Origin of the sequence: Paenibacillus sp. Soil724D2, from assembly GCF_001427935.1 — a bacterium.
Classification (GTDB): Bacteria; Bacillota; Bacilli; order Paenibacillales; family NBRC-103111; genus Paenibacillus_E.
The window spans coordinates 85,058-110,820 of the sequence record NZ_LMRY01000001.1 but is presented as its reverse complement, the minus strand read 5'-3'; the positions used below and the strand labels follow the sequence as shown (position 1 = coordinate 110,820).

At 43.2% G+C, this 25,763-nt stretch carries 30 protein-coding genes and 1 riboswitch; of the genes, 23 read left to right on the top strand and 7 right to left on the bottom strand.

What is annotated here, in order from left to right; all coding sequences use genetic code 11:
• Positions 1-11: 11 nt before the first annotated feature.
• The 5 genes from pduL (at position 12) to ASG85_RS00505 (ending at position 4,073) form a co-directional block, all read left to right on the top strand.
• Entirely contained in the window at positions 12-581 is a 570-nt protein-coding gene (gene pduL, locus ASG85_RS00525; RefSeq protein ID WP_060645110.1) for a phosphate propanoyltransferase, read from the top strand.
• A 162-nt stretch (positions 582-743) separates the two neighbouring features.
• Positions 744-2,213, top strand: coding sequence for a tRNA (N6-isopentenyl adenosine(37)-C2)-methylthiotransferase MiaB (gene miaB / locus ASG85_RS00520; RefSeq protein WP_414858667.1), 1,470 nt, complete (start codon positions 744-746; stop codon positions 2,211-2,213).
• 109 nt (positions 2,214-2,322) lie between these two features.
• Complete coding sequence (locus ASG85_RS00515) at positions 2,323-2,712, top strand: RicAFT regulatory complex protein RicA family protein (RefSeq protein WP_060645408.1); 390 nt, start codon at positions 2,323-2,325, stop codon at positions 2,710-2,712.
• 147 nt (positions 2,713-2,859) lie between these two features.
• Complete coding sequence (locus ASG85_RS00510; protein ID WP_057301492.1) at positions 2,860-3,594, top strand: phosphonate ABC transporter ATP-binding protein; 735 nt, start codon at positions 2,860-2,862, stop codon at positions 3,592-3,594.
• On the top strand, positions 3,591-4,073 hold the full coding sequence (locus tag ASG85_RS00505) for a low molecular weight protein-tyrosine-phosphatase (protein WP_060645108.1): 483 nt from the start codon (positions 3,591-3,593) through the stop codon (positions 4,071-4,073). The genes ASG85_RS00510 and ASG85_RS00505 overlap by 4 nt, the downstream gene beginning before the upstream one ends.
• Before the next feature lie 80 nt (positions 4,074-4,153).
• Here ASG85_RS00505 and ASG85_RS00500 read toward each other — a convergent pair whose 3' ends face one another.
• Entirely contained in the window at positions 4,154-4,552 is a 399-nt protein-coding gene (locus tag ASG85_RS00500; RefSeq protein WP_057301490.1) for a hypothetical protein, read from the bottom strand.
• A gap of 89 nt (positions 4,553-4,641) precedes the next feature.
• Entirely contained in the window at positions 4,642-5,889 is a 1,248-nt protein-coding gene (locus tag ASG85_RS00495) for a sensor histidine kinase (protein WP_060645107.1), read from the bottom strand.
• A gap of 214 nt (positions 5,890-6,103) precedes the next feature.
• Here ASG85_RS00495 and ASG85_RS37525 point away from each other — a divergent pair, with 214 nt between their 5' ends.
• The 9 genes from ASG85_RS37525 to mgrA all read left to right on the top strand — a co-directional run bounded on the left by ASG85_RS37525 (position 6,104) and on the right by mgrA (position 15,392).
• Complete coding sequence (locus ASG85_RS37525; protein WP_156389848.1) at positions 6,104-6,280, top strand: hypothetical protein; 177 nt, start codon at positions 6,104-6,106, stop codon at positions 6,278-6,280.
• Positions 6,281-6,393: 113 nt separating this feature from the next.
• Entirely contained in the window at positions 6,394-7,404 is a 1,011-nt protein-coding gene (locus ASG85_RS00490) for a 2-oxoacid:acceptor oxidoreductase family protein (protein ID WP_029195292.1), read from the top strand.
• 34 nt (positions 7,405-7,438) lie between these two features.
• Entirely contained in the window at positions 7,439-9,742 is a 2,304-nt protein-coding gene (locus ASG85_RS00485; protein WP_060645106.1) for a thiamine pyrophosphate-dependent enzyme, read from the top strand.
• 70 nt (positions 9,743-9,812) lie between these two features.
• Entirely contained in the window at positions 9,813-10,106 is a 294-nt protein-coding gene (locus ASG85_RS00480; RefSeq protein WP_060645105.1) for a hypothetical protein, read from the top strand.
• Between the two features lie 118 nt (positions 10,107-10,224).
• Positions 10,225-10,312, top strand: a riboswitch (cyclic di-GMP riboswitch).
• Between the two features lie 164 nt (positions 10,313-10,476).
• Positions 10,477-11,430, top strand: a complete 954-nt coding sequence (locus ASG85_RS00475; RefSeq protein ID WP_060645104.1) for a C40 family peptidase — start codon at positions 10,477-10,479, stop codon at positions 11,428-11,430.
• Between the two features lie 106 nt (positions 11,431-11,536).
• Positions 11,537-12,130: a ribonuclease H-like YkuK family protein gene (locus ASG85_RS00470; protein WP_057301684.1), complete on the top strand. Its 594-nt coding sequence runs from the start codon at positions 11,537-11,539 to the stop codon at positions 12,128-12,130.
• A 147-nt stretch (positions 12,131-12,277) separates the two neighbouring features.
• Complete coding sequence (locus ASG85_RS00465) at positions 12,278-12,784, top strand: hypothetical protein (protein ID WP_057301484.1); 507 nt, start codon at positions 12,278-12,280, stop codon at positions 12,782-12,784.
• 24 nt (positions 12,785-12,808) lie between these two features.
• The gene (locus tag ASG85_RS00460; protein ID WP_060645103.1) at positions 12,809-13,837 is read left to right on the top strand and encodes a phosphotransferase; all 1,029 of its coding nucleotides are present in this window, start codon (positions 12,809-12,811) and stop codon (positions 13,835-13,837) included.
• A gap of 565 nt (positions 13,838-14,402) precedes the next feature.
• Positions 14,403-15,392, top strand: coding sequence for an L-glyceraldehyde 3-phosphate reductase (gene mgrA / locus ASG85_RS00455; protein WP_060645102.1), 990 nt, complete (start codon positions 14,403-14,405; stop codon positions 15,390-15,392).
• 3 nt (positions 15,393-15,395) lie between these two features.
• On the opposite strand, the gene xerS is transcribed toward mgrA, so the two are convergent.
• Positions 15,396-16,478, bottom strand: a complete 1,083-nt coding sequence (gene xerS, locus ASG85_RS00450; RefSeq protein WP_060645101.1) for a tyrosine recombinase XerS — start codon at positions 16,476-16,478, stop codon at positions 15,396-15,398.
• 205 nt (positions 16,479-16,683) lie between these two features.
• Between xerS and ASG85_RS00445 the strand changes: the two genes are divergently transcribed.
• The 7 genes from ASG85_RS00445 (at position 16,684) to ASG85_RS38940 (ending at position 22,156) form a co-directional block, all read left to right on the top strand.
• A complete protein-coding gene (locus ASG85_RS00445) occupies positions 16,684-17,187 on the top strand; it encodes an RNA polymerase sigma factor (protein WP_156396361.1) in 504 nt (167 codons plus the stop codon).
• Position 17,188: 1 nt separating this feature from the next.
• Positions 17,189-18,064 (top strand): DUF3298 and DUF4163 domain-containing protein, encoded by an 876-nt coding sequence (locus ASG85_RS00440; RefSeq protein ID WP_060645099.1) that lies wholly within the window; start codon positions 17,189-17,191, stop codon positions 18,062-18,064.
• A gap of 64 nt (positions 18,065-18,128) precedes the next feature.
• Positions 18,129-18,473, top strand: coding sequence for a hypothetical protein (locus ASG85_RS37520; RefSeq protein WP_156396359.1), 345 nt, complete (start codon positions 18,129-18,131; stop codon positions 18,471-18,473).
• A gap of 298 nt (positions 18,474-18,771) precedes the next feature.
• Positions 18,772-19,791 carry an ATP-binding cassette domain-containing protein gene (locus ASG85_RS00430; protein WP_057301477.1) on the top strand — a complete coding sequence of 340 codons (1,020 nt, stop codon included), beginning with the start codon at positions 18,772-18,774 and terminating at the stop codon, positions 19,789-19,791.
• A complete protein-coding gene (locus ASG85_RS00425) occupies positions 19,766-20,569 on the top strand; it encodes an ABC transporter permease (protein ID WP_060645097.1) in 804 nt (267 codons plus the stop codon). Before ASG85_RS00430 ends, ASG85_RS00425 begins: the two co-directional genes overlap by 26 nt.
• On the top strand, positions 20,553-21,398 hold the full coding sequence (locus ASG85_RS00420) for an ABC transporter permease (protein ID WP_060645096.1): 846 nt from the start codon (positions 20,553-20,555) through the stop codon (positions 21,396-21,398). The genes ASG85_RS00425 and ASG85_RS00420 overlap by 17 nt, the downstream gene beginning before the upstream one ends.
• 86 nt (positions 21,399-21,484) lie before the next feature.
• Positions 21,485-22,156, top strand: coding sequence for a DUF3892 domain-containing protein (locus tag ASG85_RS38940; protein WP_235550053.1), 672 nt, complete (start codon positions 21,485-21,487; stop codon positions 22,154-22,156).
• Positions 22,157-22,312: 156 nt separating this feature from the next.
• On the opposite strand, the gene ASG85_RS00410 is transcribed toward ASG85_RS38940, so the two are convergent.
• The 4 genes from ASG85_RS00410 to ASG85_RS00395 all read right to left on the bottom strand — a co-directional run bounded on the left by ASG85_RS00410 (position 22,313) and on the right by ASG85_RS00395 (position 25,074).
• Positions 22,313-22,594, bottom strand: a complete 282-nt coding sequence (locus ASG85_RS00410; protein ID WP_060645095.1) for a hypothetical protein — start codon at positions 22,592-22,594, stop codon at positions 22,313-22,315.
• A gap of 132 nt (positions 22,595-22,726) precedes the next feature.
• Positions 22,727-23,590, bottom strand: coding sequence for a helix-turn-helix domain-containing protein (locus ASG85_RS00405; protein ID WP_057301473.1), 864 nt, complete (start codon positions 23,588-23,590; stop codon positions 22,727-22,729).
• A 135-nt stretch (positions 23,591-23,725) separates the two neighbouring features.
• A complete protein-coding gene (locus ASG85_RS00400; RefSeq protein ID WP_321166557.1) occupies positions 23,726-24,145 on the bottom strand; it encodes a DUF3995 domain-containing protein in 420 nt (139 codons plus the stop codon).
• Between the two features lie 197 nt (positions 24,146-24,342).
• A complete protein-coding gene (locus tag ASG85_RS00395; RefSeq protein WP_057301471.1) occupies positions 24,343-25,074 on the bottom strand; it encodes a YqjF family protein in 732 nt (243 codons plus the stop codon).
• Between the two features lie 172 nt (positions 25,075-25,246).
• On the opposite strand from ASG85_RS00395, the gene ASG85_RS00390 reads away from it, so the two are divergent.
• Positions 25,247-25,450, top strand: coding sequence for a YwbE family protein (locus ASG85_RS00390; protein ID WP_029195001.1), 204 nt, complete (start codon positions 25,247-25,249; stop codon positions 25,448-25,450).
• A 24-nt stretch (positions 25,451-25,474) separates the two neighbouring features.
• Positions 25,475-25,726 carry a YolD-like family protein gene (locus ASG85_RS00385; protein WP_057301470.1) on the top strand — a complete coding sequence of 84 codons (252 nt, stop codon included), beginning with the start codon at positions 25,475-25,477 and terminating at the stop codon, positions 25,724-25,726.
• The last annotated feature ends 37 nt before the right edge of the window (positions 25,727-25,763 follow it).

The following is a 25,763-nucleotide window of genomic DNA, read 5'->3' as shown; positions in this document are numbered from 1 at the left end:
GGATGGGTACTATGAAAACAGTCCCGGTAGGGGTTTCAGCTAGACACATACATCTATCTCCAGTTCATATCGACATTTTATTTGGTCAAGGATATGAATTGACGACGTTTAAGGATCTCTCACAACCCGGTCAATTTGCAGCTCAAGAAACGGTAACGATTGTTGGACCCAAAGGAAAGATCGAGAAGGTACGTATTCTTGGACCTGCACGTCCAAGTACACAAATCGAAGTATCGCGAACGGATGCTTTTTCCTTAGGGATAAATCCGCCGGTACGTGAATCCGGACACATTGAGCAAACTCCTGGGCTTCGAGTCATTGGTCCAAAGGGGGAAGTAGATCTGGAGCAAGGCGTAATAGTCGCGGCTAGACATATTCACTTCCATACTTCGGATGCAAAGAAATGGGGCATTCAAGATAAACAGCTTCTGCGTGTCAGAGTGAATGGAGAACGCCCATTGATTTTCGAGAATGTCATTGCACGTGTATCTGATAACTATGCATTAGATATGCATATTGACACGGATGAGGGGAATGCTGCTGGAGTGAAAACTGGCGATTTAGCAGAACTATTAGATTAGTTCTGTATGTAAATATTCATACATATGCTAATTTCTTTTTGTACTATGTAGGCATGTGATGCTATAATAAAAGTTGCGTCAGTTTAACAGCAAAACTCAGTTAACGCTTACGAAGTAAGTTTTCTACGAAAACTCTCAGGAGGAAAGAAAGTGGCTAACCAAGTGAAATCCGACAAGGATTATTCCCAATATTTTCAGCCTCCTTCACTGACAGATGCAAAGAAGCGCGGAAAAGAAGAGATCGCCGTACACTATGACTTCACCATTCCTGAGGACATGCAGGAGTTCGGCAAAGATAAATATTATTTGATTCGCACTTACGGATGTCAGATGAATGAGCATGATACAGAAGTAATGAAAGGTTTACTAGAGCAAATGGGCTATCAAACGACAGAGGACAAGTACCAAGCAGATGTTATTCTGCTCAACACTTGTGCAATTCGGGAGAATGCCGAAGATAAGGTGTTCGGTGAACTTGGCCATTTAAAGGCACTGAAAGCACAGAAGCCAGGCCTTGTTCTTGGTGTTTGTGGTTGTATGTCGCAGGAAGAAGCGGTCGTGAATCGAATTATGCAAAAGCATGCTTTTGTAGATTTGATCTTCGGAACGCACAATATTCATCGACTTCCGACCTTATTAAAGGATGCCTTTTATAACAAGGAAATGGTCGTTGAGGTATGGTCCAAAGAAGGCGATATCGTTGAGAATTTACCGAAAAAACGTGAAGGAATCCGTGCTTGGGTGAACATCATGTTCGGCTGCGATAAGTTCTGTACATACTGTATAGTCCCTTATACGCGAGGTAAAGAGAGAAGTCGCCGACCACAAGACGTGCTTGCTGAGGTTAGAGACTTGGCTCGTCAAGGGTTTCAGGAAATTACGCTGCTTGGACAGAATGTCAATGCTTATGGTAAAGATTTTGAGGATATTACGTATTCATTCGCTGATTTGATGGACGATATTCGTAAAATTGATGTACCGCGTATTCGTTTTACTACTTCGCATCCAAGAGATTTTGATGATCGCTTGATTGAGGTACTAGGTAAACGCGGTAATCTTGTAGAACATATACATCTGCCAGTTCAATCGGGTAATACCGAGGTTCTGAAAAGAATGAGCAGAAAATATTCCAGAGATCATTATTTACAGCTGGCCGGTAAAATTAAAGAAACGATGCCCGATGTCGTTCTGACAACAGATATTATTGTTGGTTTTCCTGGCGAAACAGATGAGCAGTTCGATGAGACCATGTCTCTTTATGAGGAGGTAGGCTTCGATTTCGCGTTTACATTCATTTATTCACCGCGAGAAGGTACGCCTGCTGCCGATATGGAAGACAATGTACCGATGGAAGTGAAGAAACAACGTCTTTATCGCTTGAATGAGCTTGTCAATAAACACAGTAAAGCGAGCAATGAGAGATTGTTAGGGCAGACCGTTGAAGTACTAGTTGAAGGCGAAAGTAAGAATAACGCTGATGTACTAGCTGGTCGCACTCGGACGAATAAATTGATTCATTTTACAGGTGATAAATCTTTAATTGGTCAAATGGTTGAAGTGGAAGTGACGCATGCACAAACTTGGATTTTGAAGGGTGAAATTGTAAACAAACCCATGAAAATGTCCATTTAATTTGAAGCTGAAATAGATAGGAGCGTGTTTAGAAGTGTCTCAATGTGATCATAATCATAACGATAATCAGCCTCATGCTTTTAAAGTAGAGGAGTTTACAAATACGGAAATGATCGTACGCGAAGATATTTTAACCAAAGCCAAGGAATTGGCTGAATTGTTAACGACTTCGAATGAAGTACAGTTTTATCAAAAGGCTGAGAAGCAAATCGCTACGAATCCTGATATCCAAGTTCTAATTAGTGCGATCAAGAAGAAACAGAAGGAAGTCGTTGCTTTCGAGACTTTCCAAAATGCTAAAATGATTGAGAAAATAGAGAATGAGATTGAAGTACTGCAGGATCAATTAGATGAGATTCCGATTGTGAATGAATTCAAGCAAACACAAGATGATATCAACTATTTATTGCAGCTAGTTATGTCGGTCATTCGTGACACGATTTCGGATAAAATTAATGTAGAAGCAGGCACGGCGGAAGCTCCGACATCTTGCGATTAAGATAACATCCTTTGGGAAATAGAAAATCGCCCTCTACTCAGGCTTACCGCTTGAAACGAGTGGCGATTTTTTCCCAAAAGTGCAACTTATGAAATAAGTCTTTCTATCAGAAAGACGGAAGAAGACTTACTCGAAGGAGACATCGTCATGCTTACAGTTCGTAATTTAAGTAAAGTATATCCTCCGGACATTCAGGTACTTTCACAAGTGAGCTTTCAAGTTGATGAAGGCGAATTCATTGCGGTTATTGGGGGCAGTGGTAGCGGAAAAACCACGTTACTGCGCTGCATCAGTCATCAAGAGAAATGGACAAGCGGTCAGCTGATCTATAACTCCATTGATATATCGAAGCCAGGACCATTCGAACGCTTCAAATTAGGTAGAGATTTCGCATTTCTTGAAGAAAAGCCTGCTTTGAATCGAAATAAAAGCGCTGTCAAGAATGTTATGATGGGCCGTGTCTATCAAACACCTTTGCGTATTTTGACTGGCATGACGTCAAGAGATGAGCACGTGGACAGCATGGATTATTTAGAAAAAGTGGGGTTGCTTGATAAGGGTGAGAAGAAAGTTGGTCAACTAAGCGGCGGTGAGCAGCAGCGTGTTGCTATTGCTAAAGCGCTAATACTTGGACCAAAGGTACTTGTCGCTGATGAACCTGTATCTGGTCTTGATCCTAAATCAACGGAATATATTTTGCAGGATTTGAAATCGCTTTGCAAAGATCGAAATATGAGCGTCATTGCTACGCTGCACCAAGTTGAACTAGCGGAGAGATATGCCACGCGTATTTGGGGACTTTCTGAAGGTAAAATAGTGCTGGATATTCCGGCTAGGTCGCTCACCATGCGTGAAAAAAAGCTCATTTTTGGTGAAGTATGATCCAGGTCTTATTCGTTTGCTTAGGAAATATATGTCGTTCTCCCATGGCTGAAGCGGTTTTTCGTCATCAGGTCAAACAGGCGAGTCTTGATACTGTAATTGCTATTGATTCTGCGGGAACCGGTGATTGGCACATTGGACACCCCCCACATCAAGGAACTAGGGACATATTGGATCAGTATCAGATTAATTATGAAGGTCTAAAAGCAAGGCAAGTTAAGCCCGATGACTTCGTTCAATATACATATATCATTGCGATGGATGAGAGTAATGTAACGAATCTGGCATCGTTTGCTCCTGATTTAGTTGAAGGTGAGAAACGAGCTGCCATTCATAAATTGCTGGATTTTGCACCTGATCGCGCCAATAAAGATGTTCCAGACCCTTATTACACGGGTAATTTTCAAGAGGTGTACGAGATGGTAGAAGAGAGCTGCGAGCGCTTACTAGCCTATATTGTCGAGAAAGAAAATCTGTAAATGATCATTATGAAATAAAAAAAGCAAGGGCGAGAAAAGATTCTTTCTTTTCACCTTTGCTTTTTTGTTGTAGAGGAGCTCTAAAATATAGTTATTCCGATGCGCTGCATATATTCAGATATGGCTTTGAGCATACTCGGATGGATGGGAATGATGATATCGGTTGGCCCAATTTCGAATAGCCCGCTGCGGTTATGGACGGTAGCTGCTTGGACATAAATGCGAAAGTAATCAGAACCGGGAGCTGCATGGGTGAATTCTCGATTGGCTGATCGCAAGTTTACGAAGGTGACGGCTTTAAGAGCAGAATGATCGTATGGAATAATGCTAATTATATGTTCCAACTTGAAATAATAATTAATGTGAGGTTTGTGAAGGATCAGCTCTTTGGATGAGACGGTAAGGCCGAAATCCCTCTTCTTATGCGACATTTTCAAGTCGCCCTCAAGTGATTTAATCGGAATGAAATCTGAATTCATAGTAAAGCCCTCCTAACCAATCATGGTGATCGCTTGTCTTAACAGAATAGCACAGATCATCAAGGTTGTTAATGGAGAGCGTTGGATGCTCACTTTTGCTGAAATAAAATGGAGCATTGCGTGCCTTGGTTTAAATGACTGGAGAAAGAGATTTTTCCGTTCATCATTTTGATAATACTCATGACCACGACAAGCCCAAGTCCAGTCCCTTGTTCTTTGGTTGTATAGAAGGGCATACCGAGCGAATTTAATTGCTGTTTACTCATTCCAACGCCTGTATCAGAAATAGAAATTTGTACGGCATTAGGCAGTTTACAGGTGCTTAATGAAATTTTACCGCCGTTAGGCATGGACTCAATCGCATTCTTAACAAGATTCATCAAACATTGGCGCAGCTTTTTGGATTCTCCTAGGATGTATAAGGGATCTTCATTTTCATGACTAATATGAATAGCAACCTGGTGATCTGCAGCAAATGGCGTGATGAAACGCAGCATAGCTTCTATCTCTTCTTTGAGTTCTAATTGTTCCTGTAAGTTAGATGACGGCTTGGCATAGTTTAAGTAATCACCCAGGATGGCATTCGCTTGATCCACACCCGACAATGCAAGGTCGACATAACGTTTGTGATCGTTAAAGGACAGCTCTTTCTGGTCCAGCAGCTGTAGAAAGCCCCTTGTTGATGTGAGAGGATTACGTATTTCATGAGAAATGGTGGCAGCGAACTGTCCGAGCATTCGATCCTTTTCCAATGCGACAAGTCTTTGTTTGTGAACCTCATGTTTTTTCACGAAAAATTGTAAGTATGTAATCATCCATAGAGAGAAAAAGGAAAAAATTACGGTGTATACAGCATACAAAGTAATAGGAGATCGTATGTACAGCATCAAAAGCGCATACAATACTTCGTACACGAGCAGCATACTCGTTGCATAAGTTAATTTCATCTTGAGTGTAGGTTGATTTGTAGTATTTCTGATGAGAAATCCACCTAATAGTAAAACAGCACTACTGATTAGAGCGGGTTGCCAGTAGTAATTCAGGACGACCATACAGCCAATGTTAAATAAGGTCCAGGTAATAAAAGCTGGGATAAATCCGACAAACAGAATCACTGCAATCAAGCTGATTGGAAACAAATGGAGGGAATAAATTAAGGGATCAATGTCTTCAAATTTCCAATACAAAAAGATGAGTACGATTAAAACAATTGCGAATAGAGATCTACGCTGATATTCTTTGTAAATGAAAATAGGGGTAAGAACTAGATGGATTAATATAGCACTCATGATGTAGAAGAGACCATGTAGTTCATTGGAAATGATTGAATGGAGCATATGAAATGCCATCCTTTCCGCTGTCCGACAGTATCTTTATTATTTCTACATTATCTCACATAAACTGACCTTATCAAGAGAATTGGGGCATTTCGAATGCTAAAGATTTGATAAAGACTTATGGTGTTATTCCTATAAACCGCTGTATAATAAAGGAACATGAAGGTGCAAGCGTTTACAATCTGAGTTGGTTGTCAAACAAGGAGAGATGAGGATGCGAGCGTGCTCACAGGTTTGCGGTGTTGTCTTTAATCCGATTGATGATGATTATGTGGACGTATGTGAGGATTGTGAGGATGCCGAGAAAGATAATTCTGCTCAAGATGAGAATCCAGGGCCGAAAAGTTACTATTTAGGAGGGTGCGGCCTCATAATCGATTATTTGCTATAAGTGAACCCTTCAAAAAAAGGTTGATTACCAGAGATTTCTTGTTACAATGAGAGTAGATTTACTATTCATACTATTCATTCTTTATGCAGTTCATTTTTGAAAGGAGACCTGGCATGGTAACTTTACCTAAATTGAACGATCTCGGTTTTTTTGAGATTAGACTGGAATCCATCGGGGGACTCGGCGCGAATCTAGCGGGTAAGATGCTGGCGGAAGCGGGAGTCGTAGGGGTGGGTTTGAACGGAGTTAGCTTTTCTTCCTATGGTTCAGAGAAGAAAGGATCGGCAGTGAAAGCACATATAAGGTTTTGTGACATGGATACGAGAATTCGGGATACTTCACCGGTCGAACGACCGCATGTTGTGGGTGTTTTTCACGAATCACTCTCCAAAACTGTAAACGTTATCAGTGGCATCTACGAAGATAGTACAGTACTTGTGAATTCGACAAAAACACCGGATGAGTTGAAGGAAAAGATGAAGCTCCGGGGCGGTACCATTGCCGTTATCGATGCAATTGGAATCTCGCTAGAAGAAAAGAACCGAGTGAATATGGCAATGCTTGGCGCTCTGTTCCGGTTGTGTGATTTTCTAGATCCAGATGTTATGAGAGGCGTTATTCGTAAATCGTTGGAAAAGAAATATCCGCTTGCTGTTGCACCCGCCTTACGAACGTTTGACCGCGGTTACAATGAAGTTAAGTTCCAAACGTATGCGCTTCCAGAAGGTGAGACGATGCCCGACTTCGTTCGTTTCGATACGCCAGTGCTTGGCTATGAAACGCAGTCCATTGGTGGTGTCATAACGAATCCTGGGAACAGTATTCTGAAAGATTTAAGCATTTCGCGTGCGGGAATGATGCCGCACTTCCATGAAGATAAATGTATTCACTGTGCTTCCTGTGATAATGTGTGTCCGGATTTCTGTTTCGTTTGGGATGAACTCCCCGACAAGAAGGGGCGGCCTCAAATGTTCTTACAGGGGATCGACTATCAATATTGCAAAGGCTGCCTTAAATGTGTACAGGCTTGTCCGACCGAAGCGCTCACTAATGAGCGGGAAGAAGATGGTTATGCAGATTTAAATCGCATGCCGCATCGATTCAATCTAGCTGTAAACTCTTAGAGAGTATTTATGGGAGAAGGGTGGAACTACTCGCATGTCCATTGATATCAAGAAGGAATTAGGGCAAGCCAAGGTCGAACAGCGCATCGTGTATGAATCAGGTAACGAGATGGCGGCATATGCGGCTCATCAAATTAATTATCATGTTATGGGATATTTTCCGATATCTCCATCTACGGAGGTTGCCCAATTTCTAGATCTTATGAAGTCCAACGGACAGCATGACATCGTGCTCATTCCAGCAGACGGTGAACATGGTTCGGCAGGCATATGTTATGGCGCTTCAACTGCTGGCGGCCGCGTATTTAACGCGACAAGTGCCAACGGTTATTTGTATATGTTGGAACAAATGCCGGTACAATCCGGGACACGCTTTCCCATGGTGATGAACTTGGTATGCCGCTCCGTATCCGGACCGCTGAATATTCATGGGGATCACTCTGACTTGTACTATGCTTTAAATACGGGATGGCCGATTGTGATGTGTCGCGACCCTCAAGCAGTCTATGACATGAATATCATAGCTTTAAAGCTGGCTGAAGATCCAGAAGTTCGATTGCCAGTATTGGTTGCTTCGGACGGTTATTTCACGTCCCACCAAAAACGTAGAGTACAAACGTTCGCGCATCGTGAGGATGTGCATGCTTTCGTCGGTGAGAAGCCACAGGGCTTCCCAGATACGCTAGATCGTAATAATCCGATTACCGTAGGTCCTTATATGAATGAGCCGGATTATATTAATAACTGCTACCAGCAGTCCATGGCCATGTATAACGCTGAAGGTGTTTATGACCGTATTCGGCAGGAATATGCTGAGTTGACAGGCCGTGATTATCCGATTCTTGAGCTATATCGGATGGAGGACGCGGAAGTCGCCGTGTTCTTGATGAATTCGGCTTCCGAAATCATCAAAGACGTCGTCGACCAGCTCCGCGAGAAGGGCATAAAGGCCGGATCGATCGCGCCGAATATCATCCGTCCATTCCCAGCAAAGCAGATCGCTGAAGCTTTGCAGCATGTGAAGGCGATCACCGTTGGCGATCGCGCGGATTCCTATGGCGGCCATGGCGGCAATATGGTCAACGAAATTAAAGCGGCGCTGTTCACACACGGGAACAGAGATACGCTTGTCATAAGCCGAATCTACGGCTTAGGTGGCAAGGACTTTTATGCCGAAGACGGGCATAATTTGTTCCAATTTGCCATTGACGCTGTACAAAGCGGCAAGGTTGAGGTTCCCTTCGATTACTATGGCCACACGCCAGGTGATCTTTCAAAAGCGCCGAAGCGGGTGTTGACGCCGATGAAGTATGAGGATTTGAAGACGGGACTCATCACGGTAACACCGGATGAGAACACGGGCAAGCTGAATGTACGTATCCCGCCTTTACGTGCATTGACGAAGAAACCAAAGCGTATTGCGCCGGGGCATGGCGCATGTCCAGGCTGCGGCATTTTCTCTGGCTTGGAGCTGTTTTTCAAGGGGATTGAAGGCGATATTGTCTCGATCTTCCATACAGGCTGTGCCATGGTTGTAACGACAGGTTATCCGTATTCGGCTCACAAAGCGACGTATATTCATAATCTGTTCCAGAACGGCGCAGCGACCCTCTCAGGGGTTGTGGAGATGTTCTGGGAGCGCAAGCGACGTGGCGAGCTCGACCATTTGGGTTTGAAGGACGATTTCACCTTCGTGATGATTACTGGTGACGGCGGGATGGATATTGGCATGGGACCGGCGATCGGAGCGGCTTTGCGCAATCATAAAATGATTATCCTCGAGTACGATAACGAGGGATACATGAATACAGGTGCGCAGTTGTCTTATTCGACGCCAATGGGTCATCGCACATCGACTTCGAACGTTGGGAAGCATCAGGGTGGTAAAGTGTTCCATCACAAGGATACAGCGCAAATTATGGCTGCTACCCATATTCCGTATGTATTTACGGGGTCGGAAGCGTATCCGCAGGATCTTGTAAAGAAAGCCGCGAAAGCACAATGGTACGCCCAAAATGAAGGATTGGTATATGGGAAAATTCTCATTGCCTGTCCACTCAACTGGTTGTCGGATGACCAGGAAGGCTCCAATATCGTCGGAGCTGCGGTAGATTCCTGCTTCTTCCCGCTCTATGAAGTAGAGCACGGAGTTACGTCCATCACGTATAACCCGGAGGATAAGAGCAAGAAGATTCCACTGTCGGATTGGCTCAAGACGATGGGGAAAACGAAGCATATGACGAAGCCTGAATATGAAGGTTCCCTGAAATCGTTCGAGACGGAAGTTGAACGCCGTTGGAATATGTTAAAAGCGAAGCATGAGAATGCTTATTTATAAGTCGTCATCATAAAAATGAAGGCACATTCACCATGATGGTGAACGTGCCTTTTTATCGGAGGAATGAAAGATGCCCTATGTACTGCAGCACAAAACATCGCAACAGATTTTCACATGTACACAAGTCAATCACTACGGTTTAGCCTATTATGGCGTTAAATTTTGGCCGGATTTAGAAGCGGCTGAGCAGCAGTATTCTGCTTTTCTACACAACGTTGGGGGAATGGAGACGGATACTTGGCATGTGACTGAGCTTGAGGAAGGGGAAATGAAGCTCTGCAATGTGAAGTTGAAAAATGACCCTAATTTGCAAGTGTTTTGGCCTCTTACACGAAAACCGGAAGTCCGTAAACCGGAAAAATAAACCATAGCGTCAATAGGTACGCAGCCACTATGATTTCGACAACAAACGCAACCTTTCGCCTATATTCGTGAAGGCCCCCTCAAACTATAATAAGGATGCGAATGAAAAAATTAACATCACAACGGAATGGCAAACCGAGCGAAAGCTTGGGACGCAAAGCTACAGGGGCTCTCGTGCCTAAAGCAGAGTGCTAGCCAGCTGTCGAATGCGATGGGACCCTTCTACAAGAAGAGGATGACCCAGTTGAGGCAAAAGGGTCATCCTTTTTACGATGAAGAGGAAGTGTCAGGTTCAAATTATCCATTTCGTCAGTACGGTTTTACGTAACTCAAATACAGCTAGAGTGATATAAACCTATGGAGGTATGACGATGAGAAAATGGACGATCGTCCTTGGTATGCTAGTTTTAGCGCTTACTTTTGTAGTCCCGGCAGCTATTCAGGCAGATGAGGGGATAACGACGAAGGCCCAAATTGTTTCGGGCGTAAGTTTCAGAGATCAAGCTAGTACTGCAAGTAATGTTATACGGTTATTGAAAACAAACGAAATTGTCACTGTCACCGACTATGTAACGACGAATTGGTATAAAATCAAGGATGCGCAGGGTGTAAGCGGTTATGTTTCGACGAATAGCAAATACATAAAAATAATTAGCAATGCGGAAATCATTTATGGCGTAAACTTTCGCACACTTCCAGCTTCCGATCCCGGCTCTAAGGTTATTCGGATGCTTAGTAAAGGGGAAGACGTCCTCGTTAAAGAAAAAGTCAACGATAGTTGGTACCAAATCCAAGATGCCAATGGAATTAGCGGTTATATAAGCACAAATAGTAAATACATAAGCACTGATTTCTCCGTCATCAAACCCAATCTGCCTCTCGCCGAAGAAATTGAAGCCGTTATTGCAGCTGGCAAAGTTTACTTAGGCACTCCTTATGAATTTGGTTCGGAACGCAACGATACCACGACCTTCGATTGCTCGGATTTCATTCAAACGATGTTCTGGGATGCTCTACGATTATCCGTTCCTAGCGATTCACAAGCACAAGGCAACTATGTTAAATCGTTAGGTCCTGTTAGTAAGGACTGGACAAGTTTGAAACGTGGGGATCTGATGTTCTTCAGCAGCTACAAAGGGAGTAAAGCATCAGATTATGATAATGTGAACGTTCTTACAGAACCGATCACGCATGTTGGACTATATTTAGGAAATGGGAATATGCTGCATACGTATTCGATCGAATCCGGCGGTGTTCGTATGGATACGATCGCTGGAAAGCAATGGGAAAATCGATTTTTGTACGGCGGCCATGTTTTACGATAAGTGATGGTTCGATCAGAGGAACTTTGCCATATACTATAGATAGGGGCGGATGCAGCTTCAGCATCCGCTTCTTCCTCATTCTAAGAAGAAAGGAAGAACCTTATCTTTGAAACCTTTGACGACGACCCATCCACTGGAATTTCGGAACACAACGGAAAGAGGACTAAACCTAGATACCGTACACGAGCGTATTCTCCATTTCATGCGTCACGACCCCGTAGCAACCTACAAATTTATTATTGGTACGGATTGTCAGGTACACCAAGGTCATACGAAATTCATTACTGGTGTAGTTATCCAGCGGTTAGGAAAAGGAGCGTGGGCGTGTTATCGTCAAGTCATCGTTCATCGGGCCCTACATTCGATTAGAGAAAAACTTTCGATGGAAACTGCTCTGAGTGAAGAGATTGCGATGTATTTTGATGAGTCTAAGCGACAGGATATGGAAAACATCATTCTTCCACATCTGTATCAGGGTGCTTCCTTTGATATGTTTATTCATATTGATGCAGGTGACGATGAGAATAAGAACCGGACGGCTAAATTCGTCCAAGAGATGGTAAGGAGAGTGGAATCCGTCGGCATGGTTCCTGTTATTAAACCGGATTGTTATGTAGCTTCGGCTTATGCCAACCGTTTTTCGAAGAAGCCGTATCAGCCAATTTATGAGAATCATGAGGTCATCGATGGCATCCTATAAAAGTTATAGAAACCGTTAGTTCGATGTGGTCTCCTCGATCATAGGAACTGACGGTTTTGTTTGGTTGAGAAGGTATTGAAAAGAGGATTCCTCAGCTTCTTAGCGAAATAATGCTTCTACAAGGTTAAAGAGAAAGGGGAGAACAAGATGAGCAAAACTTTTATTATCGAAGCCGTTATGCTAGCCGTGCATGGTCAGTTAATGCTGCCAGAACAGCCTGTTACTTATGTGATACCTTATACCAGCATTCAGGAGTTATACGAGCTTCAGACAGGCAGTGAGCCAATCATGTTAGAGGAAGAAGACGATGGCTTCGTGAAGCAAATGATTGGTGAGCTGATTGCTTTCTTCGAGGAATCTTTTAATAAGAAAAAAATTGAAAAAGCATTAACTGTTCCTTGGCGGAAAAGCCCTCCTTTACCAATAAATGAGCATGTCACCTTGGTGGTTGTTTATGCGATTGACAATGAGGAGTATGGGGACAATTTCGACCCCATTGAAACCGAATTAATTCTGACCGCCATCAAAGAACAGGCTGCTCTGTTAACTGATCAGTTAGATTTCATTGAACGTATGGTTCAAGCGGGGATTCCAGTCGAAGCTTATGACGTAGAGGATTTTGAATTTGCGGTAGAAGGTGACAATCAGGTTTAAGAAGAGGAGTTGAGGAATGCAATTATGCGTGTCAAAGATCAAGAGGAGCAATTAACCTCACTGCCAACCTACTGGTTTCCTACTCAAACATGGTCCATGCGTGTTGGCGCGGGAGGTATGAATAATACAACTCGGTTCGTAGAGGTGGAAGGTACTTCTTATGTTCTTCGATTGTACGAAACTCATCGTGACATGGACAAAATTATGTTCGAGCATAGTGTTCTATTGGCTTTAGATAAAGAAAAAGATAAACTTCCATTTCGTGTACCTGTGCCAGTGGAGCTCCCAACTGGGGGGACTGTTGTCCGATTAGACGCTAGGGAAGGCAAACTGGCTGCCTTATTTACGTATACAGATGGCTGCAACCCCACTTGGAGGAATACGCAGCAACTGCTGCAATTCGGAGAAGCTGTCGGAAACCTGTCATCTGCTCTGGCTGCGATTTCCATGGAGCTTGAACCTGTCTACCCACCTTATTATGAAATTGAACATATCCATCCTCGCTGCACGCCAGATGCGATTCAAAAGTTCTGTCTTCATCCACCAGAACCATTCAGGATGCAGAGCGATGAGCTTTCCTATATATTTGGACGTTTTACTGCTTTTTATAAGGCTATTCCTGATCTAAGAAAGCTTCCACATCAACTCGTTCATGGTGATATTAATGGATCTAATATGCTGGTTAATGCCGATGGACAAATTACGGCCGTACTTGATTTTGAGTTCGTAACTAGAGATGTTCGAGTGATGGAGCTGGCTGTCTGCTTATCAGATCTTATCGATCCCACTCTACCTGCAGAAGAACTGCGACGTAATTGTACTGCCTTTTATAAGGGGTATGGCCAATCGATTGATTTAGGAGAGGAAGAAATTGCGCTGCTGCCTCTTCTGATCGAGCTTCGACGGTTAGATGTATTTATCCATTTTTTGGGGAGATACTTGGATGGTGTGGATGCTCAAGGCGTACTCGTTGATATTATTCATAACACGTTTGACAAAACGAAGTGGCTGCAAATGAATGGCTCGGAGCTTGTGCTTACTTTGCTCAAATAGCTTGAAGATGGGGGTAATCGTACAAGCGATAGTTCGCTAGTTGGAATACTATATAGCACCAATTGAAAAGGTGGTGTTTAGGTATGCCTAAAGGTGTTTATCTGGGGAATGCTCTCGCTGTGCCGAACTGTGGTAGGTTTTGTCGTAATGTGTGTACGCGATTATTTGTAGTTGGGCGCAATCAATGTATTGCGGATTGTCTGCGGTGTGCTGGATTACGCGGAAGTGCAAAGTCCACAGTAAAATCAAAAGGAAAAATGGCTGACAAATCAAAACGTAAATGTCATTGTGGTTGTGGCAAATGTAAATAAATTTGAACAAACTGTCGAAGAGATTCGGCAGTTTTATTTCTGATTGTAGGTAAAATAAATGCATGACTAACCTTGAGGTAAGTAAGACACGTTTTTTTCAGTTCTTTTTTTGTTGCTTCAGTTAACCTATACTAGTACTTAAGAAGCCAGTTACTGGTGAAACTTTGGTGGATACTTACGAAGTAAGTTATCTGCATAACACAAGTGGATGCTTACGAAGTAAGTTTTCTACGAAAACATTTAGGAGGACAAAAATGGTCTATCAAGCAAGCTCAACGCGTTATGCAGAAATGAAATATAATCGTGCAGGTAAATCAGGGCTTAAGCTCCCGGCTATTTCATTAGGATTGTGGCACAATTTTGGTGGATTAGATCTCCATGAGAATGGAAGAGCTATGCTGCTTCGCTCTTTTGATTTAGGGATTACCCATTTTGATTTGGCTAATAACTACGGGCCGCCACCAGGGTCAGCTGAGGAAATGTTTGGTAAGGTGCTGAAAAGCGACTTGGCCGCGTACCGCGATGAGTTGATCATCTCGACTAAGGCTGGTTACCACATGTGGGAAGGTCCTTATGGAGAGTGGGGCTCCAAGAAATATCTAGTATCCAGCTTGGATCAAAGTTTGAAAAGAATGGGATTAGAATACGTAGATATTTTCTATTCACACAGACCGGATCCGAATACGCCATTCGAAGAGACAATGGCTGCCCTGGATTTAATTGTTCGTCAAGGTAAGGCGTTATACATAGGGCTATCCAATTATACAGCAGAGCAAACGAAGGAAGCGGTAACCATTCTGAAAGGCCTGGGTACACCGCTGCTGATTCATCAACCTTCCTACAGCATGCTGAATCGTTGGATTGAGAATGGCCTGCAGGATGTGCTGGATGAGTATGGCGTAGGCAGCATCGCATTTTGTCCGCTTGCTCAAGGCTTGCTGACGAACAAGTATGTGAGTGGGGTGCCAAGTGATTCTCGCGCGGGCGGGAAGAGTCAATTCTTGAACACGAAAGATATTACGGAAGAGAAACTTGCTCAAATTAATCAACTGAATGAGATAGCGAGCAGTCGCGGCCAAAGCTTGGCGCAAATGTCGATAGCTTGGGTTCTCCGCGGCGAGCGAGTAACGTCAGCGTTGATTGGTGCTAGTCGTGTGTCTCAAATTGAAGAGAACGTAGCTGCGCTTAAAAACTTAGCATTTACGCCAGAAGAATTGGCTAAAATTGAAGAAATCCTGAAGTAACCTTCAGGATTCCAGCCGTTTATCAATTGCTTCGGACATTGTTTTATCGGTGAGATGCGCATAGATTTGCGTTGTTTCAGGGGAGGCATGTCCGAGCTGCTCTTGAGTTTTGTACAAGTCATTCTGTAAGTAGTAATCTGTGGCGAACGAGTGCCGCAGCTTATGAACCGACAAGTAGGGCTTGCCGAAGCGCTTAGCGTACTTGATAACGAGTTCTTGGATAGCCCGTTTCGTCATACGTTCGCCCTCTTTTTTGCCATTAGCCATGGCAAGGAAGAGGGCTTTTTCCTTTTTGAGCGGCTTATAACGAGTTGAGCGGATGGAGATATAGTCCGTTAGAGCTTGAATAGCTTCATTTCGGAAGTATACGGGAGTTTTGAAGGTGTCATCATTCTTACCTTTGCGATATACATAGGTAAGTTTCTTCTTAAGGTCAATATCATCGACGTTTAGATTGAATACTTCGGATACACGGAGCCCCGAATTTAGTATGAGTGTAATGATGCAGGTATCTCTTATTTTGTTCAACTCATAGGAGTAGAGAGCTTGCTTATTGGTAGCTACATCGTGCTCATAGCCATGCTGCACATACGCAATAAACTCAACAATTTCCTCTTCTTGAAGCAGCTTACCCTCGAGTTTAGCAGCACTGTCCTTGGGCCTATGCGATCGTTTGATCTCCACTTTGGCCATCACATTGCGCTTCAGAAGCGGGTAGAAATTATCATCCTCGGCAATTTGGCTTAAATAATGGAATAAGGAACGCAAAGCGGAAAGCTTACGGTTAATCGTAGTTTTCACATTAGCCTGAACTTTACGAGTAGCTAGGAACATGCGAAAGTTGTCAACGCTATCCATATGTAATTTCTCCAAATCCTCCAGAGGAACTTGGTTCATAGAGGGAGCAGAACTTAATCCTTCGGCCAACAGCCAGGATAGAAAGATTTCGTAATCACGCACATACTCAAGTAAAGAGGATGGAGAGAGGTCTGGCAGCTTATAATTGATGAATTTCTCAATATACCACGGCATAGTAGGGATTCTTTTTTCTAATTCAAGGCGATCTTTGACTTTAATGATGTTCATAGGTAAATGTCACCTCACTAGCTTCTTCTTGCTGTTAGTATAGCAGTGAGTGAGGGAAATTGGTAGAAGAAGGTCGATTCGGAGCATGCGACCCTGTGCTATTATGTAGTGTACCAAACTATTCTACGCACTCGCACGTCCTAGCTTATACAAGACCAAATCTTATGCGCGCGTAGAAAAAGGAGCGTCTTTTAAACTCATGACGATGAATGGCAAGTTAGAAAAATTACTGATTGCATGTATTACGGAACATAAAGAAAATGTCTATCGATTAGCTTACAGTTACGTGAAAAATTCGGAAGATGCCCTCGATGTCGTTCAGGACGCTATACATAAGGCTTTTGCTTCAGCTGGCTCTCTGAAAGACACCGCATCCATAAAAAGTTGGTTTTACAGGATTGTTGTAAATACTTCATTGGATTTCTTGAGGAAGCATAAGAAAATTCAAGTCGTTGATGAAATCACGATGGAATCATATGTTCAAGGCAGTGAAGATACCTATACCAATATTGATCTGGAAAGGGCACTGGATGATTTGCCCACAATCTATCGAAGTGTGATCGTACTAAGATTTTTTGAGGATATGAAGATTGATGAAATCGCTGAGGTTTTACAAGAAAACAGCAGTACGATTAAGACACGATTGTATCAAGCCCTCCGATTACTCCGGATTACAATGATTGACGATAAGCTAGAGGAGGTCAACTAAAATGAATGAGAAAATAGAACAAATGAAACAACACTATAGGAATACTCCGATTCCAAAAGAACTGGATTTAATCGTAAACCAGGCTATTAAGCAAAATAAGAAAAGAAAAAGCAATGTTAAATGGGGATTTGCAGTAGCAGCGGCGGCTATCTTATTTGTCGCAGGTATCAATACTAATTCTACTTTAGCCCATGCTTTATCTGAGGTGCCTCTCGTTGGCGACCTCGTGAAGGTGTTAACTTTTGGGGAATATAAGTTCAATGATGGAACCTTTAAAGCTAATCTAGAAGTACCTGTAATCACGAATTTGGATAATAAAACGTTAGAAGATACTCTGAATAATAAATATCTGGAAGAAGGCAAGAGGTTATATACGGATTTCATCTCTGAAATGGAAAGATTGAAGCAAAATGGCGGCGGTCATTTAGGTGTAGATAGCGGTTATGTCATTAAAACCGATAACGATCACATCCTTTCCATGGGAAGATACGTGGTAAATACAGTTGGGTCCTCCTCAACAACATTTAAATACGACACAATTGACAAGAAGAAACAATTGCTGATCACTTTGCCAAGTTTATTTAAAAATGATGACTATATCCATATTATTAGTGAAAACATTAAGGAACAAATGAAGGAGCAGATGAAGCGGGATCCGCAGAAGATTTATTGGGTTGAGGGTGTTTCTAATGAGGTCAATTTCTACTTCAAAACCATCACGAAAGATCAAAACTTCTACATCAATACGAATGGTCAACTCGTTGTCTCTTTCCAAAAATACGAGGTGTCTCCCGGTTATATGGGTGTTGTCGAGTTTATCATTCCGACTCCTGTGCTGTCTGATGTTTTGACGATGGGTGGCGAATATATTCATTAGGAATAAAAAAAGGAACATTTACTAAAATTAATCGGGTATGAAAAATTCAGCTGGGGGTATCTCTATGCAACAACAAACGCCGCAACAAAATCAACAAGGTTTTGAGCAAATAAAAGAAGCTGCCCAAAAAGCTGAGCAAGCTGCTGAACAAACGCTGCAAGTTGCTCAGGAGATTTATTCACAGGCGACTGAAGCTGCACTGTCCGAAGCAGAACAACAGCTGCAAGATCTTCAGGGACAAATCCAGCAAGCCCAGCAAAAGACGGAAGATTTAAAACAAGAATTACAAACGACACAAGAATCGCAGCAATCCCAACAATCTCAGCATTCTCAACAATCCCAACAATCCCAACAATCCCAACAATCTCAGGACTCTCAACAATCTTCGCAATCTCATCAATCCCAATAATGTAACGTCTGTGAGTTAGCGTAAAAAGTCTGTGCACCTGCAACAGGCTTTTTTTGCTTGGATGGGTCGCAAAAAAAGTGTTGTCTGCACATGACATCATGTGTTAATATGTGGAAAATAAACGGAAGGGCTTCTAGGGATCCGAACCTACCAAGGTGGCGAACCGAGCGAAGCCGACACGGATACATGACGTGTTACACCGTAAGGGATAAAAGACCTTCGGAAAGTTCCGCCTGTTTAGGCGAAACGGACTGAGGTCTTTTTTGCTTTACCGAAATAAAAAGTGGAGGGAATAGAGATGGCATCGATCCGTGTGGAACAATTGGGGAAATCCTTTCAACTCAAGAAAAAAGAAGAAGGCTTTATGGCGAGTGTTCGGGCACTGTTAAAGCCGGAGTATATAGACAAATCAGCCGTAGAGGACATAACGTTCTCCGTGGATCAGGGGGAAACGCTTGCCTTTCTCGGACCGAATGGTGCCGGGAAATCCACGACTATTAAGATGCTGACAGGCATCCTTCATCCTACAACAGGTCAGGCTGAAGTTCTAGGCTGCTGTCCATGGAAGGAGAGGACGAAGCTGAGCTATCGAGTAGGCTCTGTCTTCGGGCAAAAGTCGCAGCTTTGGTATCATTTGCCTCCCATCGATACCTTCGAGCTAATGAGCCGTATTTACGAGCTGCGGCGCAGTGAGTATGTACGCCGTCGTGATGATCTCATTGAGAGATTCGAACTCGGGCCCTATCTGCATACGGCAGTGAGGAAGCTCTCACTAGGCGAAAGGATGCGCTGTGAGATCGCTGCTTCCTTGATGCACCGCCCACAGGTGTTGTTCCTTGACGAACCTACGATTGGGTTAGACGTTGTCGTTAAACAGCGAATACGCGAGCTTATTCTAGAGTTAAAACGTGAAGAAGGAACCACTGTTTTTCTAACGTCACATGATGCTGGTGATATTGAGAGGCTATGTGACCGGGCGATTGTTATTAATCATGGCCGGATTGTCTTCGATGACCGTGTCGAGGTGATGAAGCAGCAGTTTTTGACACAAAAAACAGTCCGCCTTGTACTGGGAGAGGAGCCGGATGCCATAGAAATTGTCGGGGCGAAGGTACTAGAACGAAGTGGTGTAAGAATTTCACTTTCTGTTGATATGGGTCAAACAACGATTGAAGCAGCGCTGTCTCAGATCATGGCTGAGCACCGCATTATTGACGTTACGGTTGAAGATCCACCGATGGAGGACATCATTACACGTATGTACGGGAACTTCGGTAAGGAGGAGAAAGGACATGAACAACTGGAGAAAATCGGTTAAATATGCCTTTATCGGCAAAATCACACTTCGCAATCAACTTGCTTATGTGGCCGATTTTCTAATCCGCTCGTTGTTCCTGCTGTTGATTCTTTATATTTTTCTTCAACTATGGCAGACAACGTTTCGCGGCGAGGGAACGGAAACCATAGCAGGCTTCAGCTTCAAGCAAATTATGTGGTATCTCGTTATAACGGAATCTATGATCCTCGCTAGTCCTAGTCTCTGCTCACGCGTAGAGGAAGAAGTGAAAAGCGGGGATATCGTGTTCAAATTTGTCCGTCCTGTCAATTTTGTCGCCTTTCACTATGTTGAGTATATGAGCGAAGCTGCGATTCGGTTTCTAGTCAACGCGGCGCTTGGCGGTTTGTTAGGTTTACTTATTATGGGGCCGCCTGATTTTGGTTATGGCTTGCTATGGTTGCCCATTGTGGCATTATTCGGTTTCACGGTAAATTTCATGCTGAATATGGTTTTAGCGCTAAGCTCTTTCTGGGTGGAGGAGACACGCGGTTTGGAATTCGTATACAATAAATTTTTATTCACGATAGGCGGCATGTTAATGCCTCTAGAGTTATTTCCCGACATGCTGCAGCGGATAGGACGATGGCTGCCGTTTCAAGCTATTGTCTACATCCCGGCCAAGACAACAGTGACCTTTGATGCAGTTCAACTGCCAATCATGATCGGCACACAGCTGTTATGGGTTGTTATCATTGGCATAATTGTCTCATTGGTCTATAGAAAAGGAGTGAAAAAGCTCAATGTTAATGGTGGATAGCTGCAATTTGACACCCATTAGTGAATTTGATCAGCCAGGTAAATTCAGGCGTTTAGTTCGATTCGTCTGGCAATGCTGGAAACTTAATCTTGGCGGCGCCATGGAGTTTCGGATGAGCTTCTTTCTCACGGCTGGAATGATGATTATCAATAATGTGGTGTGGATTGTGTTCTGGGGACTTTATTTTGGCCGCTTTCCTGTATTGAATGGATGGGAGCTGCAGGATGTGATGATGTTATGGGCTATAGCAGCTGGCGGCTTTGGTGTTATGGCTACGTTTTTCGGTAACGCTATGCGAATTTCGAATCTGATCGCAACCGGACAGCTTGATATTTATTTAACGCAGCCTAAGCCAGTGCTTCTTCATGTTCTCATCAGCCGCATGTCGGTAAGTGCAATTGGGGACGTCTTATTCGCACTTATTATTTACGTAGCATTTGGTGATAAATCAATGATAGGCTTCATCAAATTTGGTCTAGCGATGCTTTTATCGACGCTGATTTTCTTATTTTTCACGATCATTGTGAATTGTCCTGCGTTCTGGTTAGGGAGTTCAGATGGGCTGAGTTTTCAGCTGTATAATGGGCTCCTGACATTCACCACGTATCCAACGAGCATATTTCGCGGGCTAGGCAAAGTCGTACTGTTTACTGTGCTGCCTGCAGGGTTCATCAGTTATTTACCCATTGGGTTGTTACGTCAGGCGGACATTCCATTTATATCAGGTGCCATTGCTGTAACTGGCTTACTTTGCTTGGGAGGCATTTATTTGTTCTACACAGGACTCCGGCGATACGCCTCTGGCAATATGATGGGGCTTCGGCGTTAATTGGGTTAAAAGGGATAAGCTGCATATAGGTGACGCATGCTATAGGTGGAAGCCGCTTTATAGAATTAACAAAGGAGCTGATATCTATGGCGCGACGCCGACGTGGACAACAACCGATGATGCAGAATCAACCGTACGGTATGACGAATACACAGCTTGAACCTTCTCAAAGTTACAGTAATGCGGTCGAACCTGTCCATAATGGGAATTATGTGAATTATGCATGGAATGGTCAACCGATTCCAAACGCACAAATGTACCAACAATCCGGACAATATGGGCAGCAGTCATTTATTCCCCAAGCTCGTAACAATGGAACTCAGACTTCCCAAGGCGGAATGCCAGTTCCTGGTTCATCAGGCAACATGAATGCCGAATATGGTCAGCGTAACACGGGAATTAATCATGCAGATGCGAGAAATGTAGGCTTTCAAGGGGGATATACCGGCTATGGTGCGAATGGCCAACCAACCCAATATGGCACTTTTATGCGGGATGGAACGCAGTATGGTGCAGGTCCACACACGATAGACCCCAATAAAGCTATTATTCAATCCGTCCATTATGGAGATGGCGGCATCAGTGCGGTTCAATTCCAAGATGGCAGGGTGGTTGATATTGCTAACGCCATTGCCATGACAGAAGCAGGATTGATTGAAGATGTGAATACGGGCAAGAATCGTGAAGGTCAAAAGACGCTCAGATCTTATCCGGATGGCGATCCAAGCAACAATTTATCTAATCTACCTCGATTTTAAAAAGATGATCTGAAGCAGTTTGCCCCAAGGGTGCAAACTGCTTTTTTTATGAATAGGTGCCCCCAAATGAAAAAGCCACCGTTACAAGTCGGCGGCCTTTTTGCTCTAGCGTTCTAATGAGCTCATATAATAGCATTCTTTGAATGCGGATACATTTTATTTTTTAAGATTTGCCAAATACTTGAGAACAAGTCCAAGTGCGCCGACGTAATAAGCAGCTAATAATACGAAGCCTGTTGGATCTAGGGACAACATGTTGGAAATTAAAAATAAAGGGAAAACATAGAACAGCATATCTTGCAGATAAGTCAGAATCAGAGTGCTGGAGAAGCTGCCAGCTTTGAGTGCTTTATATAAGCCTAGTAAAAAGCTAAGCCCCATAAAACCCAGAACTACCCACATCGAATAGAGCATCCAACCCGTAAGTGTAAGTGTCATTTAGTTTCACCTCCCCGTAGGAAGATTTTCTTTCTACTTTATCATATGCTGCCATATGACAAGTCGTACTGGGACGACACGATTATTTTATATAAAAAATTTGTTTACATAATCATGATTATGTAAACAAATTCAGAGCTGCATATTGTTTCGATAAATAAGGGGGGAGACACCGACGTATTTCTTAAATAACCGTGAGAAGTAAAAAACATCTTTATAACCAAGTGAATCTGCGATCTCCTTTACGGTATCGTCTGAATTCAGCAAAATGTTTTTCGCTGCGGCCATTTTCAAACGGTGAATATAGGCTCCAAGTGGGTAGCCGGTATATTCGCTTACGATCCTCCGGAGCGTAGAAAGCGAGATATGGTGGCGCTTAGCGATAACCGCCGCGTCAAAAGGCTGGAACAACGAATCACCGAGATCAGCCATGAGATCGATCAATTGCTGTGTTTTTGTCGTTTCTGCCGGTACTTGAGCTTTCAGAATAAATTCAAAAAGCAAGGACTCAAGCAGCAAGGCAGCACGGTCGATATTATCGGGTATACCGCTTTCCATAAGGATAAAAATGCGCTCGATCCGATTGTGCTGGGCGGCATCTTCATGCCCAACCTGCTTCACTGAATCGACTTGTGTAAGCCAACTGCTAAGCCATTCCGCAATACGGGTTCCCTCGAATGTGAAGTAGTACTCGTCCCAATAACCATCTGCATCAGGTCCGTAATTATAAACAGCTCCAGGTCGAAGGAAGAACAGACTGCCGCTTTCAATGTGTTGAACGGCGCCGTCATCGACTTGATAGGAGCCCTTTCCACCAGCAATATAGACAATGGCCCACTTGGTAAATTTAGCGTGAGCTCGAAATGATATACGGCCTGGGAGATGCCCAACAGCGAGAATAATCAAGGATTGCAGCTTTAATTTACTGGAATCAATGGGCAATGAAATGATCCGAAGCGGATAAGGACTGATCATATAGTCCATGAATCTTGGCATATCGTGTATTCCCTCCGTGTAAGCTCCATGGTATCGTTGATAAAGTGTTAAAAGCGAGAAGAATAGAAAGCAGAGAAATAACATGACAACATCGCTAAAACGTTTATTACTGATGAATATAAGCGAAAGGGTGAATTAGCTGTAAATGAGCGTGTAATAAAATGTGAAGCAAAGCCATAGGCAAAGCGGTGTGAACAAAAATGTATCATATGTAGCGAAACTAGTCTGTTTGACCCTCTTAAATAAACCCACATATTTGAAATCCCCTATTGTCCGGAGTCCAAATACGAGGACACAAAGCCAACAGCCCCATTGAACCCATGGAGACGAAGGGAGGGCTGGAAGTAAGCGCCCTTGAATAGCCAGCAGCAGTGCAGCGCTAAACAAGAGAATGGCTACGATTAAAGTCGCTATTAAGCCAGGTTTAAACGTCAGTTCTCCTGAACTGCTTGTAGCAGGGATAACAACTCTGCTTCCCCATTGACCGCCAAATGCCCAGAACACATGTAAGCCTCCGATGCAAAATAAAAGGAAAATAGAAATTCCACTGATCATCATCCTTGAATCACAGCCTCTCGTTAATGAATGCCATCTCTGTCATTATTTTAACTGAAATAAGCTTTTTCCAATAGGAAAAGGCACGAAATGATAGAAATAGCGCGTTAAAATGTGGTTTTTATATGAATTAGCTGCATTAAATATTAATATTGTTAATTATTTTATCATCACCTTGAAGTAGGAATATCGTGTTTTTATGTAAGGCGATGCTTTTCAAGTGCCCAGATTTTAACCTCTAATTTCTTAGCATAATGTAAAAGCGGTGGTGTATTTGGAAGCTGGATCCCAAAAGAGTTAGGGAGGGTATTAACGTTGATTGAAGCTTCAGCCGATTGTAAGGGCCATGGGTCATGATCGATTTCTCCTCGATAAACATTACCACGTCGATCTGTGCAATAGAGGCAATAACGTTCTGTTAGCCAATATTCTAGAGTTTCAGGATTTGTTAATTGTATGTCGGATGACGGGCGATATTCACCAGTAAATTCACCTTGTCGTGCACGGTTATCTTTTCGTAAACATTCGTAGAATATGGTGTTATCTGGTCGATGTTGAACTTGAATATGAGCATAAAAGTACGGGAGATGGAAAGCGAAGCGTGCTGCTTCAATAGCGAATCGGTTATGCGCATCTAGACTGAAAAAGTAAACGCCGGGTTTACCGTTGATGGTTACGTAGGTCCTAACATTAATTTCTGGAAAAGCTGAAAAGTAGGGTAATGGAGGTATTCCTCTAGGTGCAACGCCTGACATGTGAAAGGGGACAACACCAATCCATGCTGTTCCGTCAAAGGTATCAATAGGGATATGGGCGGGTAGGAGTGGTCTTAATGTTTCGATGGGAATGGGCCAATGAGCAAAGAGTAAATCATTCCAGATTTGGTGCATGATCCAGGGCTTGTTAGGTAACGGCCATGAGCGACTCATAAGTGGTTCTCCCTCTGTATTCGCGACTTCGAATTTATTATGTAGATTAATCGTATTGATTTAGTGAGCCGTTGTAAAGGGTTTTACAAATGTATGCAACTTGGTGGGGAATGGGGGGAAACTATGTTATAATAAAGCACACAATTGAAAGAAAGCAGGCGACTTACACAGCATGAATGGCCAAAATCGTAAAGATGTGATTCCAGGTATTGAAGTGAACATTGTTTTGAAGCAAGATCAACGCAGCGGGAAGTTAACGCGTGGAATTGTCAAAGATCTATTAACCAATTCACCTACCCATCCTCATGGGATTAAAGTAAGACTTGCAGATGGACAGGTTGGACGTGTCAAAGAAATATTATCGCCGGCAAGGTGATTTATAATCCAGGGGGAACGTGAGATGGCGAAAGCAAAAGTAGCAAAAAGACCAACGCGGGATGAATTTGTATTAGAAGAAATCGGTAATCAACTGTCCGAAGCGAAGCAGGAGAACTCTGAGATTGTTCTGACGGTCTGGGGGCGTGAAGAACGTGTTCGCGGGCTCATAGCGACAATGGATTCAAGGACCGGAAGAGTACATATGGAAGTGAATGGTGAAATTGACAAAGTACCTTTCATGGACATTATGAAAGTCGAATACCCGCGGGATTAAAACCGGGAAAACGGTTAATAAGTGTATTCTGCTGTTC

What these genes read in the sequence shown, in the direction of transcription:
- pduL (WP_060645110.1), top strand. Translation starts at nt 12, where the DNA reads ATGAAAACAGTCCCGGTAGGGGTTTCAGCTAGACACATACATCTATCT.
- ASG85_RS00515 (WP_060645408.1), top strand. Translation starts at nt 2,323, where the DNA reads ATGATCGTACGCGAAGATATTTTAACCAAAGCCAAGGAATTGGCTGAA.
- ASG85_RS00510 (WP_057301492.1), top strand. Translation starts at nt 2,860, where the DNA reads ATGCTTACAGTTCGTAATTTAAGTAAAGTATATCCTCCGGACATTCAG.
- ASG85_RS00505 (WP_060645108.1), top strand. Translation starts at nt 3,591, where the DNA reads ATGATCCAGGTCTTATTCGTTTGCTTAGGAAATATATGTCGTTCTCCC.
- ASG85_RS00500 (WP_057301490.1), bottom strand. Translation starts at nt 4,552, where the DNA reads ATGAATTCAGATTTCATTCCGATTAAATCACTTGAGGGCGACTTGAAA.
- ASG85_RS00495 (WP_060645107.1), bottom strand. Translation starts at nt 5,889, where the DNA reads ATGCTCCATTCAATCATTTCCAATGAACTACATGGTCTCTTCTACATC.
- ASG85_RS37525 (WP_156389848.1), top strand. Translation starts at nt 6,104, where the DNA reads ATGCGAGCGTGCTCACAGGTTTGCGGTGTTGTCTTTAATCCGATTGAT.
- ASG85_RS00490 (WP_029195292.1), top strand. Translation starts at nt 6,394, where the DNA reads ATGGTAACTTTACCTAAATTGAACGATCTCGGTTTTTTTGAGATTAGA.
- ASG85_RS00485 (WP_060645106.1), top strand. Translation starts at nt 7,439, where the DNA reads ATGTCCATTGATATCAAGAAGGAATTAGGGCAAGCCAAGGTCGAACAG.
- ASG85_RS00480 (WP_060645105.1), top strand. Translation starts at nt 9,813, where the DNA reads ATGCCCTATGTACTGCAGCACAAAACATCGCAACAGATTTTCACATGT.
- ASG85_RS00475 (WP_060645104.1), top strand. Translation starts at nt 10,477, where the DNA reads ATGAGAAAATGGACGATCGTCCTTGGTATGCTAGTTTTAGCGCTTACT.
- ASG85_RS00465 (WP_057301484.1), top strand. Translation starts at nt 12,278, where the DNA reads ATGAGCAAAACTTTTATTATCGAAGCCGTTATGCTAGCCGTGCATGGT.
- ASG85_RS00460 (WP_060645103.1), top strand. Translation starts at nt 12,809, where the DNA reads ATGCGTGTCAAAGATCAAGAGGAGCAATTAACCTCACTGCCAACCTAC.
- mgrA (WP_060645102.1), top strand. Translation starts at nt 14,403, where the DNA reads ATGGTCTATCAAGCAAGCTCAACGCGTTATGCAGAAATGAAATATAAT.
- xerS (WP_060645101.1), bottom strand. Translation starts at nt 16,478, where the DNA reads ATGAACATCATTAAAGTCAAAGATCGCCTTGAATTAGAAAAAAGAATC.
- ASG85_RS00445 (WP_156396361.1), top strand. Translation starts at nt 16,684, where the DNA reads ATGAATGGCAAGTTAGAAAAATTACTGATTGCATGTATTACGGAACAT.
- ASG85_RS00440 (WP_060645099.1), top strand. Translation starts at nt 17,189, where the DNA reads ATGAATGAGAAAATAGAACAAATGAAACAACACTATAGGAATACTCCG.
- ASG85_RS37520 (WP_156396359.1), top strand. Translation starts at nt 18,129, where the DNA reads ATGCAACAACAAACGCCGCAACAAAATCAACAAGGTTTTGAGCAAATA.
- ASG85_RS00430 (WP_057301477.1), top strand. Translation starts at nt 18,772, where the DNA reads ATGGCATCGATCCGTGTGGAACAATTGGGGAAATCCTTTCAACTCAAG.
- ASG85_RS00425 (WP_060645097.1), top strand. Translation starts at nt 19,766, where the DNA reads ATGAACAACTGGAGAAAATCGGTTAAATATGCCTTTATCGGCAAAATC.
- ASG85_RS00420 (WP_060645096.1), top strand. Translation starts at nt 20,553, where the DNA reads ATGTTAATGGTGGATAGCTGCAATTTGACACCCATTAGTGAATTTGAT.
- ASG85_RS38940 (WP_235550053.1), top strand. Translation starts at nt 21,485, where the DNA reads ATGGCGCGACGCCGACGTGGACAACAACCGATGATGCAGAATCAACCG.
- ASG85_RS00410 (WP_060645095.1), bottom strand. Translation starts at nt 22,594, where the DNA reads ATGACACTTACACTTACGGGTTGGATGCTCTATTCGATGTGGGTAGTT.
- ASG85_RS00405 (WP_057301473.1), bottom strand. Translation starts at nt 23,590, where the DNA reads ATGCCAAGATTCATGGACTATATGATCAGTCCTTATCCGCTTCGGATC.
- ASG85_RS00400 (WP_321166557.1), bottom strand. Translation starts at nt 24,145, where the DNA reads ATGATCAGTGGAATTTCTATTTTCCTTTTATTTTGCATCGGAGGCTTA.
- ASG85_RS00395 (WP_057301471.1), bottom strand. Translation starts at nt 25,074, where the DNA reads ATGAGTCGCTCATGGCCGTTACCTAACAAGCCCTGGATCATGCACCAA.
- ASG85_RS00390 (WP_029195001.1), top strand. Translation starts at nt 25,247, where the DNA reads ATGAATGGCCAAAATCGTAAAGATGTGATTCCAGGTATTGAAGTGAAC.
- ASG85_RS00385 (WP_057301470.1), top strand. Translation starts at nt 25,475, where the DNA reads ATGGCGAAAGCAAAAGTAGCAAAAAGACCAACGCGGGATGAATTTGTA.